Genomic DNA, 17,200 nt, shown 5'->3' with positions numbered 1-17,200 from the left:
GGAACCACCGGGAGGCCCCATGGAACGGCGCACGATCCTCACAGCGGGCACGGCGGCGATCGCCGCGGCCGCGACCCCCTTCACCGCCGCCTGCACGCGGTCGGACACCCGCTCCGGGACCACGGCGACCCACGCCTCGCGCACCACCACCACCACCACCTCGAGATCCACCGCCGCCAACTGGTCCGCCCTGGCCCGCGACCTCGACGGCCCCCTGATCCGCCCCGGCGACGCCGACTGGCCCGCGGCCCGGCAGCTCTACAACACCCGCTTCGACAGCCTGAAGCCCGCCGCGGTCGCGTACGTGTCCCACCCGGACGACATCCGCACGACCCTGGCCTACGCCCGCACCCACGCCCTGCGCGTGGCGATCCGCAACGGCGGCCACTCCTACGCCGGCTGGTCCTCCGGCGACGGCCGTCTGATCGTCGACGTCTCGAAGCTCAACCGCGTCCGGGCCTCCGGCACCACCGCGGTGGTCGGCGCCGGTGCCAAACTCATCGACGTCTACCGCGCCCTCACCGCGAAGGGCGTCACGATCCCCGCCGGCTCCTGCCCGACCGTCGGCGTCTCGGGCCTCACCCTCGGCGGCGGCCACGGCGTGGTCTCCCGCGCCTACGGCCTGACCTGCGACAGCCTCACCCAGGCCACCCTGATCACCGCCGACGGCAAGCAGCTCACCGCCGACTCCCGCGAGAACAAGGACCTCTTCTGGGCCCTGCGCGGCGCCGGCAACGGCAACTTCGGCGTCGTCACGGAGCTGCACTTCAAGACCCACCCGGCCCCGCAGGGCGTCTCGGCGTATCTGTCCTGGCCCTGGTCGAAGGCGGCCGCGGTGGTGAAGGCGTGGCAGGAATGGGGCCCGTCACAGCCCGACGAGATCTGGTCGTCCCTGCATCTGGCGAGTGCCGCGGGCGGCACTCCGACCGTCTCGGTCGCGGCGTTCTCCCTCGGCACCCACGGCGAACTCAAGAACGCCGTCGACCGTCTGGCCGACCGCGTCGGCGCCCCGGCGCGCAGCGTCTCCCTGAAGCGCCGCTCGTACGAGGAGTCGATGGAGGTGTACGCGGGCTGCTCCTCGTTCCCGACGGACGCGCAGTGCCATCTGCCCGGCTCGACCCCGGGCCGTTCCCCGAAGGGGGCGCTGGGCCGCGAGACCTACGCCGCCGCGTCGGACTTCTTCGACCGCTCCCTCTCCACGGCCGGCATCCGCACGCTGCTGTCCCAGATCGGTTCGGTGCGCGGCGGCACGGGCAGCATCGCGCTGACCGCCCTCGGCGGAGCGGTCAACCGCGTCTCCCCCACGTCCACGGCGTTCGTCCACCGCCGTTCCCGGATGCTGGCCCAGTACATCGGGGCCTGGCGGGCCGGCACGAGCGGTGCGACGGCCCGCGACTGGCTGGCCTCGGCCCACAAGGCCATGCGCCCGCACGCCTCGGGCGCGGCCTACCAGAACTACACGGACCCGACGCTGACCGACTGGCGCAAGGCGTACTACGGAGACGCGGCGACCCGCCTGGCCAAGCTGAAGAAGCAGTACGACCCCAACCGCTTCTTCACCCATCCCCAGGCGCTGTAGTGGCGGGTTGCGCCTTCGCGCCGGGCGGCCTTCGCGCTACGCGGCGAGGTCCCTCTCCGAGGTTCGCTCACTGCGGGCCTCGGGGATCATCGCGTCGTCTCCTTCGGCCCGCCCTCTGCTCCGCACCAGCCACCCCACCCGGGGCGACCGCTCGACGGCCTTCATCACGGGCGTCAGCAGGGCCATGGCGAGCGGCGACAACAGCAGCGCCACAGCCGTGCCCAGCGCGAACCCGCCCACGACGTCCGTCGGGTAGTGCACGCCCATGTAGACGCGGATGAACCCGCCGAACAACGCGAGCACGAGCCCGAAGAGCCCGAACTTCCGGTCGGCGACGAACAGGCCGACCGCCAGCGCCATGACGATCGTCGCGTGGTCGCTGACGAACGAGTAGTCGGTCTTGCCCTGGACGAGCACATCGAGCCCCTGGTGGTCCAGGAACGGCCGGGGCCGCTCCACGAACCCCCGTATGGGCACGTTCACCAGCACGGCGATACCGGCGGCCAACGGCGCCCAGACCAACGCCGCGACGGTGGACGCCGCGTCCTCGTCGCCACGCCGCCGTACGGACCACCAGCACCAGACCACGAGCAGGACGATGGCGAGCAGCAGCCCGTACTCACCGACGTACTCCATGACGCGGTCGAACCACGCCGGCGCGTCCTTGGCCAGGCCATTGATGTCGTACAGCAGGTCGACGTCGGGGTTCGACCCGGAATCGGCGAGTCCAGCCATGGTGCTGCGGCCCCTTCGTCGTCTCTCCCGGCGCACCTGTGCGTGCGCCGCTCCTGCCACCCCCGTGGTTGTAGATCCGCTTCCGCCGCACGCGTGCGTGACACGTGCCGAATGAACGTCTGCTCGGCTACGTCATCAGGAACGCATGGCCCCCGTCGATACGTTCCACACTCCACCGAATGATCACGCAGACGTTATCGAAGAGAGATACGTCTTCGCAGCTCAGGGGGTGGGTTAACACACGGTTCACACCGTCGTGGGCAGTGCTTTCGCGCCATCTTCGGTGACTCGGGTGGCTCCGAAGTAGTCGGGGGTGTCGATCGGGTCGAATCGGATGACGGCACCGGTCCGGGGCGCGTCGATCATGTACCCGCCTCCGACATAAATGCCGACATGCCGGATGGCGCGGGAATTGGTGAGGTCGTCCGAGAAGAACACGAGGTCGCCGGGGAGCAGTTCGTCCCGCGAGGGGTGCGGACCGGCGTTGTACTGGTCGTTGGCGACGCGCGGGAGCTTGATGCCGACGGTCTCGTAGGCGGCCTGGGTCAGTCCCGAGCAGTCGAAGCGTCCGCCCTGCTCAGCGGTGCCGGTGCCGCCCCAGAGGTAGGGCGTGCCGAGCTTCCTCTGCGCGTACTCGATCGCGGCGGCGGCCTGCTCGGAGGGGTCGACCCGTCCGACCGGAGCCGCGAAACTCTCGGAGAGCGTCGTGATCCGCTTCACGTAGTTCCGGGTCTCGCTGTACGGCGGCACGCCGCCGTACTTGATCACCGCGTACGCCCCCGCGTTGTAGGCGGCCAGCATGTTTTCGGTCGCATTCCCGCCAACCTTCTTCACGTACGACGCGAGTTCGCAGTCGTACGAGGCGGCCGAGGGAATCGCGTCCTTCGGGTCCCACACGTCACGGTCGCCGTCGCCGTCGCCGTCGATGCCGTGGCTGGCCCAGGTGCCGGGGATGAACTGAGCTATCCCCTGCGCGGCGGCGTGGCTCTGGGCCTTCGGGTTGAAGCCGCTCTCCTGGTAAAGCTGCGCGGCGAGCAGGGCCGGGCTGATGGCGGGGCAGAGGTTGCCCCACTTCTGCACGAGGGCCGCGTACGCGGCCGGCACCGACCCCTTGGCCAGCGACTTCGCCCCACCGCCCACGCCGTTGACCAGGTTCCCGGCGACGAGGTAGACCCCGACGACGAGCAGCATCACGAAGGCCAGGGCGGAGCTGATGGCGACACTCGCCACGATCCATGCCTTACGCACCGTCAACCGCCCCTCGCCGCCCAGGAGTCCGTTGGTCAGTGTAGAGGCGGCCCGCACGCCCGGGAATGATCACGGGGAGGAGAGTCGGGGCGGACGGGGGAACGGGGCACAGCACGGGCAGCACGGCGAGAGCACGACGGCTCCGGCCGGCGCACGGGTTCACGGCCCGTCACGGGCCCCGCCGCCGCTTCCGGTACAGCAGCTCCGGGACAGGAACCGCCCCCGCACCTTCCACGCGCCGTAGGGCTCGCGTCCGTCGCGGTGGCCCGGCATGAGGACCAGCCGTCCGTCGCCGCCCAGGCAGTGCGCCGCGGTGACGATCAGATTCCGGTGCGGGGCGTCCACCACGGACGCCTGGACGCCGAGGCTCAACTCGACAAGTACCGCAAGGTGCTCGACCGACTCATGGCCCTCAGCCTCCTCGAGTTGGAGTCCCGCGCCCTCATCCACCACATCGTCCAGTCGCTCTGAAAGACCGACATGTCCACCAGCCACTGGCAGAAGTCCTCATACTGCGGTGAAGGCGAGTCCTGCATCCACGTGGGCGCCGCAGGCGAAACGATCCGCCTGACCGAAAGCAGCGACCCCACGGGCGCGATACTCACCGCCACACCGGCCTCCCTCGGCGCCCTCCTCGCCGCCCTCAAGAACGAGCCCCGCCATGACTGAGCTCCCCCCGAACCTCACCTGGACCCGCGCCGCCCCACCGGACGCAACGGGCCCAGGCCCCTGGATCGAGATCGCCTTCGGCGAGGGAGACGACGGTGACACCCCCGTCTACCTCCGCGAGACCAGCGCCCCGGCCACCGTGGTGACCACCACCCGCCGCAAGTGGGACACCTTCGCACGCGGCGTGCGGGCGGGCGAGTTCGACCACTTCGTGGAGAGGGCTCGGTAGCCGAAGCCCTGCCCCAGCTCTGCGACCGCGCGGGCGGCGGAGGGACAGCGGTGGAGTTCAAGCCGCTGTCGGTCACGGCCTCCGTTCCCCTGCTCGGTCTCAGCTCGACGACCACTGCCGAGCCGGTCTCACTGAAGATCCCCCCGGGCACGGAGGACGCGGTCACCTACCCCGTTTCTCCGGCGGGCCTCGGAGCCGACGGGACTGCCGTCCGGTGCAGGTCGAGCGGTCCATCAGCGGCGCGAGGGCTGAGCACGGGGCTGTCAAGCCACTCAGTTGACGGCTTTGTCCAGGAGCTGAGGGCCAGTGGCGAAGACAAACGCCATGACCGCGAAGAGGAGGGCATGGAGGACTGGGCCACCTACGGCGGCACCAGCGCCTCCGCCCCGATCATCGCGAGCGTCCACGCCCTCGCGGGCACCCCGTCCGCCGGCTCCGACCCGTCCGAATTCCCCTACGCGAACACATCCGCCCTGAACGACGTCACCAGCGGCGGCAACGGCAACCGCACCACCAGCTCCTTCCGCACCGCCCGGACGGGCTACGACGGTCCGACCGGTCCGGGCACCCCGGAGGGACTCGGCGCCTTCCCCGGCTGACACCTCCCAGCTGGTGACAGACCGTCACCGAGGAGCGCCGCCCGGCGCCGTAAGGGCCCGGGGACGGCAGGAAACGCAGGGGGCCGCGGCAACCCAGCCACGGCCTCTGCGCCTTGCCAGGTAGCCTTCACCCCGGGAACACCGGCGCGACGACTCACCCGACCAGCCGTCAGAAACAGCCTGTAAAGGTGAGAAAGACCGCAAGAGGGCACAACGACGGAACCACACACCAGGTTCCGCTCAGGCCTCATTGCCCGGCGTGACCTGCCGTGATACACAGAGTGACCATACGATCCTTCGCACACCGTCCGTCGCCACCCCTAGGGGCCGGCGCGGAACGGTGGCAAGGTATTTGTACGAAACCCGCCAATCAATGACGCCAAGTCGACATCCGACAGCATCATTGTCGGCGAGAATGAGGCCTGACCTCTGCACGACCGCAGAGGGTGCGGAACTACCCAACAGGGGCGGTGACTTACATGCTCTTTGCGGCCGACAAGGGAGACATCAACACCATCATCGGCGGGATCGCTCCGGACTGGGGCCCCTTCGGCAGCCTGGGCAACGAGGCGAAGGTGATGATCGAGGTCGTGATGGCGGTGGCCATCCTGCTCTGCCTCGGCATCGCGATCTGGGGCGCCGCCAAGCAGCGCATCGGAGCCACCGCCCTGCGGGACACCTTCAGCGCGGAGCAGGGCAAGGGCCTCATCATCGCGGGCCTGACGGGAGTGTTCATCATCGGCTCACTCGGGACGCTGTTCACCATCATCTACGGCATGGCCGTGTAGCCCGGGCACCATCCGCCCGGCCGGACACGCCCGGCTCCTCCTCCCTCTCCGTCCCACCCGCCCGTCGTGCCCACCGGCTGAGGTTGCGTTTCCCTGATGTCGAGTCACCACACCGCGCCCGCGCGGCAACCAGCACGGCTACCGTCGTACGAGGAGTATGAGAAGTACGACCGGTACGAAGTGTTTCCGCACGACGTCGAGGGGGCGTACGCGGCATGAGTCTCGGTGACGACCACGAGTCCTCCGGAGGCTACGCCGGAACGGGCCAGACCCGCACCCGGCTGCCCGACTCCGGCGACGCCTTCGGCGACCCCCGCCGCACCCGCTCCTCGCCCCGCAGCCTGGTCACGGTCGTCGGCGTGGTGGTCCTCCTGATCGCAGCCATCGCCTTCGCGAACCGGGGGGACGGCGACCAGTCCTCTTCGACGGACGGCTCCTCCGGCAAGCCCGATGCGGCGGCAACGGCCCCCTCCGGCCAACGCCCCGTCAAGTCCAAGTCCGCCGCCGGTATCCCGTCGGGCTTCGCCCAGGACCAGGAGGGGGCGGAGAGCGCCGCGGCGAACTACGCCGTCGCACTGGTCTCCGCCGACATCCTCAAGCCGGCGCGGCGGCCCGAGATCGTCCGTCAGGTGTTCGACGCCGGCAAGGTCTCCGAGCTGGAGAGAAACCTCGACCAGGTCTACAGCACGGCGTTCCTGGAGAAGGTCGGCCTGGACGAGAACGGCGAAGCGCCCAAGGGCAGCACCTACGTCTCCCGCACGATGCCGGTCGGCACCAAAGTCACCGACTTCTCGGGCAGCACCGCCACCGTCGAGGTCTGGTGCACCGGCGTGTTCGGGATGACCGGGGAGAGCTCGCAGAACCCCGTCACCAACGACTGGTTCACCATGACCCTCCACCTGCGCTGGACCGACGGCGACTGGAAGGTCGACAGCTTCTCCCAGAAGGAAGGCCCCGCGCCGGTCAACGGCGACAACAAGGTGTCGACCTCGGAAGACATCTCCAAGGCCGTCGAGGAGTTCGGAGGGTTCACGTATGCCCGGTAGCCCGCGCCGCGCAGTCAAGGTCGCCGCAACCCTCACCGCCGTACAGACCGCGGTGGTCCTGTTCGCCGCCCGGGCCACGGCCGCGCCCACACCGTCGCCCAGCCCCAGCAACGACAACTGCTCCCTGCTCTCCGGCAGGGCGCTCGAAATCTGCGAAGGCGACACCGACAGCGGTAGCGGCAGCGGCACCTCCCGGCTCGACCCCACCTCCACCCTCGACCCCCTCTCCTCCCTCGCCAAGGGCTGTGCCGACGCCGCCTCCTGGACCGTCGACAAGCTCAGCGAGGCCGTGAAGGAGACCGCGAACGTCGACTTCACGAACCCCAAGTTCCTCCAGCAGTACGCCGTCGTCTTCGCCGCGTCGACGATCCTCACGCTCCTGCTCTGGCTCCTGGCCGTGGCCAAACGAGCCGTCCGCGGCGTCCCCCTGACCACCGCCCTCTCGGAAGCCATCGGCTTCCTCTGGCTGACCGTCCTGGCCTCCGCCTTCACCCCCCTGATCCTCTACACCGTCGTCTCCGCGACCGACGGCGTCACCGAGGTCCTCGCCAAAGCCACCGGCGACCAGACCGACGCGTTCTTCGGCACGTTCTCCGAGGCCCTCAAGAAGGGCGAGGACATCGGCGGCGGCCCGATCATGCTGATCGTCGTCTCCCTGGTCAGCATCCTCGCCGCCGGCGTCCTCTGGCTGGAGCTCGTCATCAGGGCGGCCCTGCTCTACGTCGGCGCCCTCCTCGGCACCGTCGTCTACGCCGGCCTCGTCGACAAGAACCTGTGGGGTCACGTCCGCCGCTGGGCCGGCATCATGATCGCGGTCATCCTCATCAAGCCGGTCATCGTCATCGTCCTCGGCCTCGCCGGCGCACTCTCCGCCGACGACGGCCCGAACGCCTTCTCTGCCGTCGTCTCCGGCCTCGCCATCATCCTGCTCGCCATCTTCGCCAGCGCGATGATCTACCGCTTCGTCCCCGGCTTCGGCGACGAGATCGCCGGCTCCCGCAACAACCGCCTCATGCAGGGCGCCGAAGGCAAGGCCGCGGCCGTCATCAGCTCCCCCGCCTCCCTCGTCGCGCAGGGCATCAAGACCCACAGCACCCGCGCCGACAACAACGGCGGAGGCAGCCAGTCCTCCGCCCCCCGCCCCAGCAACCCCGCCTCCGGCGGAGTCGCCGCGCACAGCGCGCGCACCTCGAACGGCGGCGGCGGATCTGTCCCCTCCGCCGCACCCGCCCCCCGTTCGAGCAGCCCCGTCAACACTCCCCACGCCAGCAACACCCGCAACAGCAGTACCAACCGCACGGGAGGTGAAGGGCGTTGACGACCGAGTCCCACGTGTCCCATCCGGTCACGCCCCGCCGGACGTATCTGATCGGCCGCGCCCGGCCGAACGCGATCATCGGCCGCAACCGCGAGACCGGCGAGATCGCCCTGATCGTCGTGGGCGCGTTCCTCGGCATGATGTGCGGGCTCCTCGTCCCGACGCTGTCGCTGCGCATCGTGCTGCTCGCCGGGTTCCCGATGCTGGCGCTGGCCGCGGTGTACGTGCCGTACAAGCACCGCACGTTCTACAAGTGGTTCGAGATCAACCGCAGCTACAAGCGGACCCTGAAGCAGGGCACCGCCTACCGCTCCGCCGTCATCGAGGCGGGCACCCGGCTGGACGGCCGCGAGGTGGAGATCGGCCCGCCCCCCGGCATCGGCCGCATCACCTGGCTGGCCGCCCCCTTCGGCCCCGACGAGATCGCCGTGCTCCTGCACGCCGACCGCAAGACCGTCACCGCCGCCATCGAGATCGAGGGCCCCGGCGTCGGCCTGCGCGACAGCGAGGACCAGGAGGCCCTCGTCGACCGCTTCGGCACGCTGCTCAAGCACGTGGCCAACGGCGACGGTTTCGTCACCCGCCTCCAGATGCTGGCCCGCACCCTCCCGGCCGACCCGGACGCCCACAACAAGGACGTCGCCGTCCGCGGCGACGAGAAGGCCCTGCCGTGGCTCCAGGAGTCCTACGACCAGCTCCAGTCGATGGTGTCCACCAGCAGCGAGCAGCACCGCGCCTACCTCGTCGCCTGCATGCACTACACGCGCGACCTCGCCGCCGAGGCCAACGCCATGGCCCGCGCCGCCCGCGCCCACGGCGGCAAGGTCGACCGGGACGCCGGACTCGCCGTCGTCATGGCCCGCGAGCTCACGGACATCTGCTCGCGCCTGCAGGAGGCCGACATCCGCGTCCGGCAGCCGCTCGGTCAGGGACGGCTGGCCTCGCTGATCCACTCCATGTACGACCCGGACCACCCCATCGACCACATCCAGGCGATGACCAAGCGCAACGCCTGGCCGGCCGAACTGGACGCCATGGAGCCCACCTACCTCCAGGCCAAGACCCGCGAGTCCTCCACCCGCGCCCCCTGGTGCCACGCCACGGCCTGGGTGAAGGAGTGGCCGATGACCCCGGTCGGCGTCAACTTCCTCGCCCCGCTGCTCGTCCACACCCCGGACGTCATCCGCACGGTCGCCGTCACGATGGACCTCGAACCCACCGAGGTCGCCATCGAGCGCATGCTGACGGAGAAGACCAACGACGAGGCCGAGGCGTCCCGCGCCGCCAAGATGAACCGGACCGTCGACCCGCGCGACGTCGCCGCCAACTCCCGGCTCGACCAGCGCGGCGAGGACCTCGCCAGCGGCGCCGCCGGCGTCAACCTCGTCGGCTACATCACCGTCTCCTCCCGCTCCCCCGACGCCCTCGCCCGCGACAAGCGGACGATAAGGGCCTCGGCCGGAAAGTCGTACCTCAAGCTGGAATGGTGCGACCGCGAGCACCACCGCGCCTTCGTGAACACCCTTCCCTTCGCCACCGGCATTCGGAGGTAGGACCTGATGCGGGACCCGCTGTCCGTCCTCACCGACGCCTTCACCTCCTTCCTCTTCGGGAAGGTCGAGACGACCAGGCTCCCGGTGCGCACGTCCACGGGCCAGGCCCAGGCGGTCTATCTCCCGACCGCCGCCCCCGGCCTCGGCGACTCCGGCGTCATCATCGGCCGCGAGGTGTACTCCGGGAAGGGCTACATCTACGACCCCTTCCAGCTCTACGGCCAGCAGCTCCCCGCCCCCCACTGGCTGGTCCTCGGCGAGTCCGGCAACGGCAAGTCGGCGCTGGAGAAGACGTACGTCCTGCGCCAGCTCCGCTTCAAGGACCGCCAGGTCGTCGTCCTGGACGCCCAGGGCGAGGACGGCGTCGGCGAATGGAACCTCGTCGCCCAGGAGCTGGGCATAACTCCCATCCGCCTGGACCCGATGGCGGCCCTGGACATGGGCATCCGCCTCAACCCGCTCGACCCCGCGATCACGACCACGGGCCAGCTCGCGCTGCTCCGCACGATCATCGAGGTCGCGCTGGGCCACGGCCTGGACGAGCGCTCCGGCTTCGCCCTCAAGGTCGCCCACGCCTACGTCAACGAGACCATCGTCGACCGCCAGCCGGTCCTGACCGACATCGTCGAGCAACTGCGCCACCCCGAGCCCGAGTCGGCCGAGGCGATGAACGTCGCCATAGACGACGTACGCGCCTGGGGCCTCGACGTCGCCCTGGTCCTGGACCGCCTGGTCGACGGTGACCTGCGCGGCATGTTCGACGGCCCCACCACGGTCGGCATCGACCTCGACGCGCCGCTCATCGTCTTCGACCTGTCCCACATCGACCGCAACTCCATCGCCATGCCCATCCTCATGGCGATCGTCGGCGTGTGGCTGGAGCACACCTGGATCCGCCCCGACCGGGTGAAGCGCATCTTCCTGGTCGAGGAGGCCTGGCACATCATCAACAGCCCCTTCGTCGCCCAGCTGTTCCAGCGCCTGCTGAAGTTCGGCCGACGCCTGGGCCTGTCGTTCGTGGCGGTGGTCCACCACCTGTCGGACGTCGTGGACGGCGCGGCCGCGAAGGAAGCGGCCGCGATCCTGAAGATGGCGTCGACGAGAACGATCTACGCGCAGAAGGCGGACGAAGCACGGGCCACCGGACGCGTCCTGGGCCTGCCCCGCTGGGCGGTGGAGATCATCCCGACCCTCACCCCCGGCATCGCCGTCTGGGACGTCAACGGCAATGTCCAGGTCGTCAAACACCTGGTCACGGAGACCGAACGCCCCTTGGTCTTCACCGACCGCGCGATGACCCAGTCCTCCGCCGACCTCGCGGACGACGCCCTGCACGCCGCCGAACTCGAGGCGGAGGAACGGGCCGCGGCCTTCGTGGAGCACCACCTGGGCGACTCCGAATCGACGGTGGCGTAGGCACAGGGGAGGACGCGTGAGACCGGACGACCGTCACACCCAGCGGGACGGCCAGGGAGGCATCCCCGACGGCCTGCTGGTCAGCATACTCGCGTTCCTCCTCGGCATGACCCTGCTGGTGTGGACGGCCACCGGCCTCGCCGCCTGGTTCGCCCACGGCTCCTGGCCGTCCGGCGTCACCTTCACGCGTACGCCGTCGGCCATGCGCGGCCTCGTCGCCCAGCCGCACGACATCCCCGGCGCCTGGCCCGACACGCCCCCCGGCGAACTCTCCGGCTACGGCCTGTTCTGGGGCCTGCTCATCGGCCAGCTGATGACCCTGGTCGTCCTGACGGTGTTCGTGATGGGCACGCTGGCCCGGTGGCGGGCGGTCCGGGCGAGGCGCCGGGCGGAGCGCATGGCCGCGGCGGAGCAACGGCCGACCCCGACGCGGCACGAGGTGCCGACACCGGCACAGGAGCCCGTGTCCACGGCGGTGCAGCACGAGGTGCCGACGCCCCGCTCGCACTCCCCGGAGCCCGGACCAGGCTCCACCGACCCCGCATACCCGACGGCAACCCCGGCCCCGGCCCCTTCGGCGACCGTCCCCGTGTCCCCGGCTTCCCTGTTCGCCCAGGAACGGGCCGGCGGGTGGGAAAAGATCCTCGTCGCCCCGAGGGAAACCCGCCAGACCACCGCCGCCCAAGCCGTACGGGACGCGGAAGGCCCAGCCCTCATCGTCACCTCGAACCCCACCCTCTGGCAGGAAACCAAGGACGCCAGAGCCAAACTGGGCCCCACCCACCTCTACGACCCCACCCACCTCTGCGACACCCCGTCCCGCCTCCACTGGTCCCCCACCACCGGCTGCGAGGACAGAGAAACAGCGACGAGCAGAGCCACCGCCCTCCTCACCCCCGTACGCCCCACCGCCAAACTCGACCAGGCGGTCAGCGACACCGCCGCCACCCTCCTACGGAGCTACCTGCACGCCGCGGCGATCGACGGCCGCACCATCCGCCACGTCCACCGCTGGTCCCAGGGCACCCAGATCCAGGACGCCGTACGCATCCTCCGCACGAGTCCCAAGGCCGCCCCCGGCTCCGCGGGCGAGCTCGAAGGCGCCCTCACAGCCCACCCCGAACGTCGCGACATGGCCCAGCAGTTGACCACCCGCGCCCTCGCGGCCCTCTCCACGGTCAACATCCGCGAGGCCTGCACTCCCAACCGAACTGATGCCCTCGCCCTGGATTCCTTCATCCACGAAGGGGGCACGCTTTATGTGGTGGGGGAATCCATCGAGGACCCCAGGACGAACCCGGGCGCGATGCCCTTCCTGACGGCCCTCGTCTCCAGCGTGGTCGAGCGCGGCCGGCACATGGCCGAACGGTCATCCTCCGGTCGCCTCGACCCACCAATGACGCTCGTCCTGGACGACGTCGCGGCCGTGGCCCCGCTTCCCCACCTCCCGGAGCTGCTGGCCACCGGAGCGGACCGGGGCATGCCGACCCTGGCCCTGCTCCGGTCCCGCGAACAGGGCCGCTCCCGCTGGCCGCACGACGAACTGCCGGTCTGACCGGCCCCCCCCGGCCGAAGCCCCTCACTCCCGCTCGAGGACGAACTCCAACTCCCGCTCCCCGGCGTCCCCCAGCGGCACCGTCACCCCGCTCGGCAGGAACCCCACCCGCCGGTAGAACCGCTGCGCCCGCCCGTTCTCCTCGTGCACGATGAGCCGCACCCGCTCCAGGCCCTGCCCCCACGACCACTCCAGGGCCGCGTCGAACAGCACCTCGGTCAGCCCGCTCCCGCGCTCCTCGGGCCGTACGAACACGGCGACCACATGCCCCTGCTTGCGCTCCACCGGAAACCCGGCCCAGTCGGTCGTCCCGGGTTCCTCCACGAGCACGGTCAGCGTCCCCACCCACCGCCCGTCCGGCCCCTCGGCGATGATCTGCTGCGCCTTGTCCGCCCCTTCGGCGGCCCCCGCGGTCCGCTCCTGCCAGAAGGCGTCCGGCCTGGCCGCGGCCTCCTCGTACGTCTCCAGGAAGGCGAGGTGCGCCACCGGGTCCCGCAGCGCCGCGAGCCGCAGCTCCTTCGCCGCGGCCCACTCGCCGGCACGGACGGACCGGATCACATAGCTCATGCGGGCAACGGTAGTACCCGGGTACGACACCCCTCACCCCGATTACCCCGCCGGTCCGACGCCCGCCGCCCCGGCACGCACGAGCATCGAAGCATGCTGACGGCACACGAACTCACCAAACGCTACGGCGACCGGACGGTCGTCACGGACCTGTCCTTCACCGTCCGCCCCGGCACCGTCACCGGCTTCCTCGGCCCGAACGGCGCCGGCAAGTCCACGACCCTGCGCATGCTCCTCGGCCTCGACGCCCCCACCCGCGGCCACGCCACCGTGGCCGGCCGCTCCTACGCCGCCCACCCCGCGCCCCTCACCGAGGTCGGCGCCCTGCTGGAGGCCCGTTCGGTCCACCCCGGCCGCACCGCCCACCACCATCTGCGCGCCCTCGCCCACACCCACGGCATCCCCCGCGCCCGGGTCGAGCAGGTCCTCGGCCTCACCGGTCTGACCGACGTGGCCCACCGCCGCGTCAAGGGCTTCTCCCTCGGCATGGGACAGCGCCTCGGCATCGCCGCCGCCCTCCTCGGCGACCCGGCCGCGCTCGTCCTCGACGAGCCGGTCAACGGCCTCGACCCGGAAGGCGTCCTGTGGATCCGCAACCTGCTCAGGTCCCTCGCCGCCGAAGGCCGTACGGTCCTGGTCTCCTCCCACCTGATGAGTGAGATGGCCCTCACCGCCGACCACCTGGTCATCATCGGCCGCGGCCGCCTCCTCGCCGACACCACGGTCACCGACTTCGTCCACCACTCCGGCGCGGGCACCACCAAGGTCGTCACCCCGCAGGCCTCCGACCTCGTACGCCTCCTCACCGCCCCCGGCGTCGACATCACCACCGACACCCCCGGCACCCTCCAGGTCTGCGGCACGGACGCCGAACACATCGGCCGCACGGCAGCCGCCCACGGCATCCCCCTCTACGAACTGACCCCCTCCGCCGCCTCCCTGGAGGAGGCCTTCATGGACCTCACCCGCGACGCGGTGGAGTACCCGGCGACCCTGCGAGGAGCAGCGGCATGACCACGGCGACCCTGCCCTACCGCGTCACCCCGGCCCGCGTCCTGCGCTCCGAGTGGCACAAGTTCTGGACCCTGCGCTCCACCTGGATCACCCTCGCCGTCACCAGCGCCCTCACCGCCGCCATGGGCGCGGGCCTCGGCGCCGCCTACGACGGCACGGGCGAAGGCATCATGGACACGGTCGTCTTCGTCCTCCTGGGCACCCAGTTCGCCCAGATCAACCTCGGGGTACTGGGCATCCTGGCCACCGCCGGCGAGTACTCCACGGGCCAGATCCGCGCCACGATGACAGCCGTCCCACGCCGCCTGCCCGTCCTCTGGTCCAAGGCCGCCGTCCTGGCCGCGGTCGCCCTCCCCCTCACCCTGGCGACGAACCTCCTCACCTTCCCCCTCGCCCAGTCGTTCCTCGCCGGCACGGACCTGTCCGCCTCCCTCGGCGACCCCGGCGTCCTGCGCGCCCTCGCGGGCAACGCGGCCGGCCTCACCCTCCTCGCCGTCCTCGCCCTCGGCATCGGCGCCCTGCTCCGCTCGGTCCCCATGGCCATCGGCGTCTTCATCGGCCTCGTCATGATCCTCCCGGAGATCCTGGCCATGCTCCCGTACGCCTTCGTCGACGACGCCGTCCGCTACTTCCCCGGCAAGGCCCTTGAGGCCCTCACCACCGCCCAGCCCCTGCCCGGCGCGGTGACCCCGGGCGCCGCCCTGCTGGCCATGTTCCTGTGGACGGCGGCCCTCCTCACGACGGCCGCGGTGGTCCTGCGCCGTAAAGACGTATGACGCCCGGTATCGCATCCCGCACGATGGACCCCGTGACGGAAGACCGGGCGCCGGAGCCCCTCACCGAGTACGCCCAGCGCCTCACCCACAAGGTGCGCGCCTTCGACCGACGCCACCCACTGCTGTGGGACCTGCACTTCACCGGCTTCTGGGTCACGGCCGCCCTGATCGACTACGCCGGCGGCGGCTGGCGCAACAACGCCCACCACCTCGACGTCCCCGGCTGGCTGCTCCTCACTCTGAGTCTCGGCCTCTCGGCTCCTCTGCTCCGGCGCCGCACCCACCCCGGAGCGGTCCTGGCCGCCATGGCCCCCTTCGCCCTCGTCAACGCCTGGACCGGCGCCGCCCTCCAGGCGGCCCTGCTCCAACTGGTCCTCGTCTACCACCTCGCCCTGCGCCGCCCCCTGCGCAACCTGTGGTGGGCGACGGCCCTGGTGATCGCCCCGGTCCTCGTGTCGGTCCTCCGGCACGGCGAGGGCACCTGGGACCAGCAGATCGGCTCGCAGCTGATGTCCACCGCCGTGGCCGCGCTCATCGGCGCCACGGTCCGCACCCGCCGCGACTACACCGAGGCCCTGGAGGACCGCGCCCGCCGCCTGGAGACCGAACGGGACCAGCAGGCCCAGCTCGCCACCGCCGCCGAACGCGCCCGCATCGCCCGCGAGATGCACGACATCATCGGCCACAACCTCTCCGTCATCACCGGCCTGGCCGACGGCGGCCGATACGCGGCCACCAAGTCCCCCGAACGCGCCGCCCAGGCCCTCGACGCCATCGCCACCACCAGCCGCCAGGCCCTCACCGAACTCCGCCGCCTCCTCGACGTCCTGCGCGAGGAGGAGAAACAACAGCCCGACCTGACCCCCCAGCCCGGCCTCACCGACCTCGACCAGCTCCTCGACGGCGTACGCTCCGCAGGCCTCCCCGTCAGCACCACCACCCACGGCAGCGCCACCCTCGCCCCGGGCCGCCAACTCACCGTCTACCGCGTCATCCAGGAAGCCCTCACCAACACCCTCAAACACGGCGGCCCCGACGCCACCGCGGAGATAGCGCTCTCCTACGAGGAGCAGGCCGCCGTCACCGTCACGATCACGGACACCGGCAACGGCGGCCGCACCGACGGGACTTCCCGGGGCGGCCGCGGACTACCCGGAATGCGCGAGCGAACGGCCCTGTACGGCGGCACACTTGAGGCCGGCCCTCGCCCCGACCCGGAGCAGGGCTGGCGCGTCCGCCTTCATCTCCCGGAGGAATTCCCGCAGTGACCACCGTCCTCATCGCCGACGACCAGCCCCTTCAGCGCTTCGGCTCCCGCATGCTGCTGGAAAGCCAGGACGACATGACGGTCGTGGGCGAGGCGGCGAACGGCAGCGAAGCGGTCCGCAGGGCGGCCGAGCTCCACCCGGATGTCGTCCTCATGGACATCCGCATGCCGGGCCTCGACGGTATCGAGGCGACCCGCCGCATCACCACGGCCGGCGACCGCACCCGCATCCTGATCGTCACCACCTTCGATCTGGACGAGTACGCCTACGCCGGCCTCCGCGCGGGGGCCTCCGGCTTCCTCGTCAAGGACGCCCAGCCCGAGGAACTCCTCGCCGGTATCCGCGCGGTGGCCACGGGCGACGCGGTGGTCGCCCCCAGTCTGACCCGCCGCCTCCTGGACGCCTACGTCCACCACCTGCCGACCACTCCCTCGTCGGAGGCCGCACCCCCGGAGGACCCGCGTCTCGCTTCCCTGACGGACCGGGAACGCGAGATCCTCACGGTCATAGGCAAGGGCTGGACCAACACGGAGATAGCCACGCGTCTCCACCTGGCCGAGTCGACGGTGAAGACCCACGTGGGCCGTATCCTCGCCAAGACCGGCTCCCGCGACCGCATTCAAGCGGTCATCCTGGCGTATGACACCAAGCTGGTAGAGACGTCCTGAAACGCAGAAAACCCCCGTATCCGAAGATACGGGGGTTTTCCCAAAGATTGTTCGGCGGCGTCCTACTCTCCCACAGGGTCCCCCCTGCAGTACCATCGGCGCTGTAAGGCTTAGCTTCCGGGTTCGGAATGTAACCGGGCGTTTCCCCTACGCTATAACCACCGAAACACTA

17 protein-coding genes, 1 rRNA gene and 1 pseudogene are annotated in these 17,200 nt (G+C 70.7%); 15 read left to right on the top strand and 4 right to left on the bottom strand.

Annotated features, from left to right (window positions below; translation table 11 throughout):
- Positions 1–19 precede the first annotated feature (19 nt).
- Complete coding sequence (locus G3I77_RS37160; RefSeq protein ID WP_248511115.1) at positions 20–1,579, top strand: FAD-binding oxidoreductase; 1,560 nt, start codon at positions 20–22, stop codon at positions 1,577–1,579.
- 36 nt (positions 1,580–1,615) lie between these two features.
- Here the strand turns inward: G3I77_RS37160 and G3I77_RS37155 are convergent, their stop codons facing one another.
- On the bottom strand, positions 1,616–2,314 hold the full coding sequence (locus G3I77_RS37155) for a phosphatase PAP2 family protein (RefSeq protein ID WP_248511113.1): 699 nt from the start codon (positions 2,312–2,314) through the stop codon (positions 1,616–1,618).
- A gap of 246 nt (positions 2,315–2,560) precedes the next feature.
- Positions 2,561–3,568 (bottom strand): bifunctional lytic transglycosylase/C40 family peptidase, encoded by a 1,008-nt coding sequence (locus G3I77_RS37150; protein WP_248511270.1) that lies wholly within the window; start codon positions 3,566–3,568, stop codon positions 2,561–2,563.
- Positions 3,569–3,823: 255 nt separating this feature from the next.
- Between G3I77_RS37150 and G3I77_RS40990 the strand changes: the two genes are divergently transcribed.
- From G3I77_RS40990 to G3I77_RS37100, 10 genes and pseudogenes are all read left to right on the top strand, one after another.
- Positions 3,824–4,033, top strand: a complete 210-nt coding sequence (locus tag G3I77_RS40990; protein ID WP_308311443.1) for a hypothetical protein — start codon at positions 3,824–3,826, stop codon at positions 4,031–4,033.
- A 9-nt stretch (positions 4,034–4,042) separates the two neighbouring features.
- The gene (locus tag G3I77_RS37140) at positions 4,043–4,231 is read left to right on the top strand and encodes a DUF397 domain-containing protein (RefSeq protein ID WP_248511112.1); all 189 of its coding nucleotides are present in this window, start codon (positions 4,043–4,045) and stop codon (positions 4,229–4,231) included.
- Positions 4,224–4,460, top strand: a complete 237-nt coding sequence (locus G3I77_RS37135; RefSeq protein ID WP_248511110.1) for a DUF397 domain-containing protein — start codon at positions 4,224–4,226, stop codon at positions 4,458–4,460. The genes G3I77_RS37140 and G3I77_RS37135 overlap by 8 nt, the downstream gene beginning before the upstream one ends.
- Positions 4,461–4,813: 353 nt before the next feature.
- Positions 4,814–5,059: pseudogene (locus tag G3I77_RS37130) on the top strand (peptidase S8); the annotation flags it as partial.
- Between the two features lie 479 nt (positions 5,060–5,538).
- Positions 5,539–5,847, top strand: coding sequence for a hypothetical protein (locus tag G3I77_RS37125; protein WP_248511108.1), 309 nt, complete (start codon positions 5,539–5,541; stop codon positions 5,845–5,847).
- A 215-nt stretch (positions 5,848–6,062) separates the two neighbouring features.
- A complete protein-coding gene (locus G3I77_RS37120) occupies positions 6,063–6,893 on the top strand; it encodes a hypothetical protein (protein WP_248511106.1) in 831 nt (276 codons plus the stop codon).
- Entirely contained in the window at positions 6,883–8,211 is a 1,329-nt protein-coding gene (locus tag G3I77_RS37115; RefSeq protein ID WP_248511104.1) for a hypothetical protein, read from the top strand. The genes G3I77_RS37120 and G3I77_RS37115 overlap by 11 nt, the downstream gene beginning before the upstream one ends.
- Positions 8,208–9,764, top strand: coding sequence for an SCO6880 family protein (locus G3I77_RS37110; protein ID WP_248511103.1), 1,557 nt, complete (start codon positions 8,208–8,210; stop codon positions 9,762–9,764). The genes G3I77_RS37115 and G3I77_RS37110 overlap by 4 nt, the downstream gene beginning before the upstream one ends.
- 6 nt (positions 9,765–9,770) lie before the next feature.
- Entirely contained in the window at positions 9,771–11,180 is a 1,410-nt protein-coding gene (locus G3I77_RS37105) for an ATP-binding protein (protein ID WP_248511101.1), read from the top strand.
- A 16-nt stretch (positions 11,181–11,196) separates the two neighbouring features.
- Complete coding sequence (locus G3I77_RS37100; RefSeq protein ID WP_248511100.1) at positions 11,197–12,735, top strand: TraM recognition domain-containing protein; 1,539 nt, start codon at positions 11,197–11,199, stop codon at positions 12,733–12,735.
- Between the two features lie 24 nt (positions 12,736–12,759).
- On the opposite strand, the gene G3I77_RS37095 is transcribed toward G3I77_RS37100, so the two are convergent.
- Positions 12,760–13,302, bottom strand: a complete 543-nt coding sequence (locus tag G3I77_RS37095; protein ID WP_248511099.1) for a GNAT family N-acetyltransferase — start codon at positions 13,300–13,302, stop codon at positions 12,760–12,762.
- Positions 13,303–13,395: 93 nt separating this feature from the next.
- Here G3I77_RS37095 and G3I77_RS37090 point away from each other — a divergent pair, with 93 nt between their 5' ends.
- From G3I77_RS37090 to G3I77_RS37075, 4 genes are read left to right on the top strand one after another with little or no spacing between them, the layout of a single operon-like run.
- Positions 13,396–14,316 carry an ABC transporter ATP-binding protein gene (locus G3I77_RS37090; RefSeq protein WP_248511098.1) on the top strand — a complete coding sequence of 307 codons (921 nt, stop codon included), beginning with the start codon at positions 13,396–13,398 and terminating at the stop codon, positions 14,314–14,316.
- Positions 14,313–15,092: an ABC transporter permease gene (locus tag G3I77_RS37085; RefSeq protein ID WP_248511097.1), complete on the top strand. Its 780-nt coding sequence runs from the start codon at positions 14,313–14,315 to the stop codon at positions 15,090–15,092. The genes G3I77_RS37090 and G3I77_RS37085 overlap by 4 nt, the downstream gene beginning before the upstream one ends.
- Positions 15,093–15,115: 23 nt before the next feature.
- Complete coding sequence (locus tag G3I77_RS37080; RefSeq protein ID WP_248511096.1) at positions 15,116–16,360, top strand: sensor histidine kinase; 1,245 nt, start codon at positions 15,116–15,118, stop codon at positions 16,358–16,360.
- Entirely contained in the window at positions 16,357–17,028 is a 672-nt protein-coding gene (locus tag G3I77_RS37075; RefSeq protein ID WP_248511095.1) for a response regulator transcription factor, read from the top strand. Before G3I77_RS37080 ends, G3I77_RS37075 begins: the two co-directional genes overlap by 4 nt.
- Before the next feature lie 49 nt (positions 17,029–17,077).
- Here the strand turns inward: G3I77_RS37075 and rrf are convergent.
- Positions 17,078–17,194, bottom strand: a 5S ribosomal RNA gene (gene rrf, locus G3I77_RS37070).
- Between the last annotated feature and the right edge of the window lie 6 nt (positions 17,195–17,200).

It is taken from the genome of Streptomyces sp. D2-8 (assembly GCF_023184515.1).
Classification (GTDB): domain Bacteria; phylum Actinomycetota; class Actinomycetes; order Streptomycetales; family Streptomycetaceae; genus Streptomyces.
The sequence above is the reverse complement of the archived record's forward strand: the minus strand, read 5'-3'. Positions and strand labels throughout refer to the sequence as shown.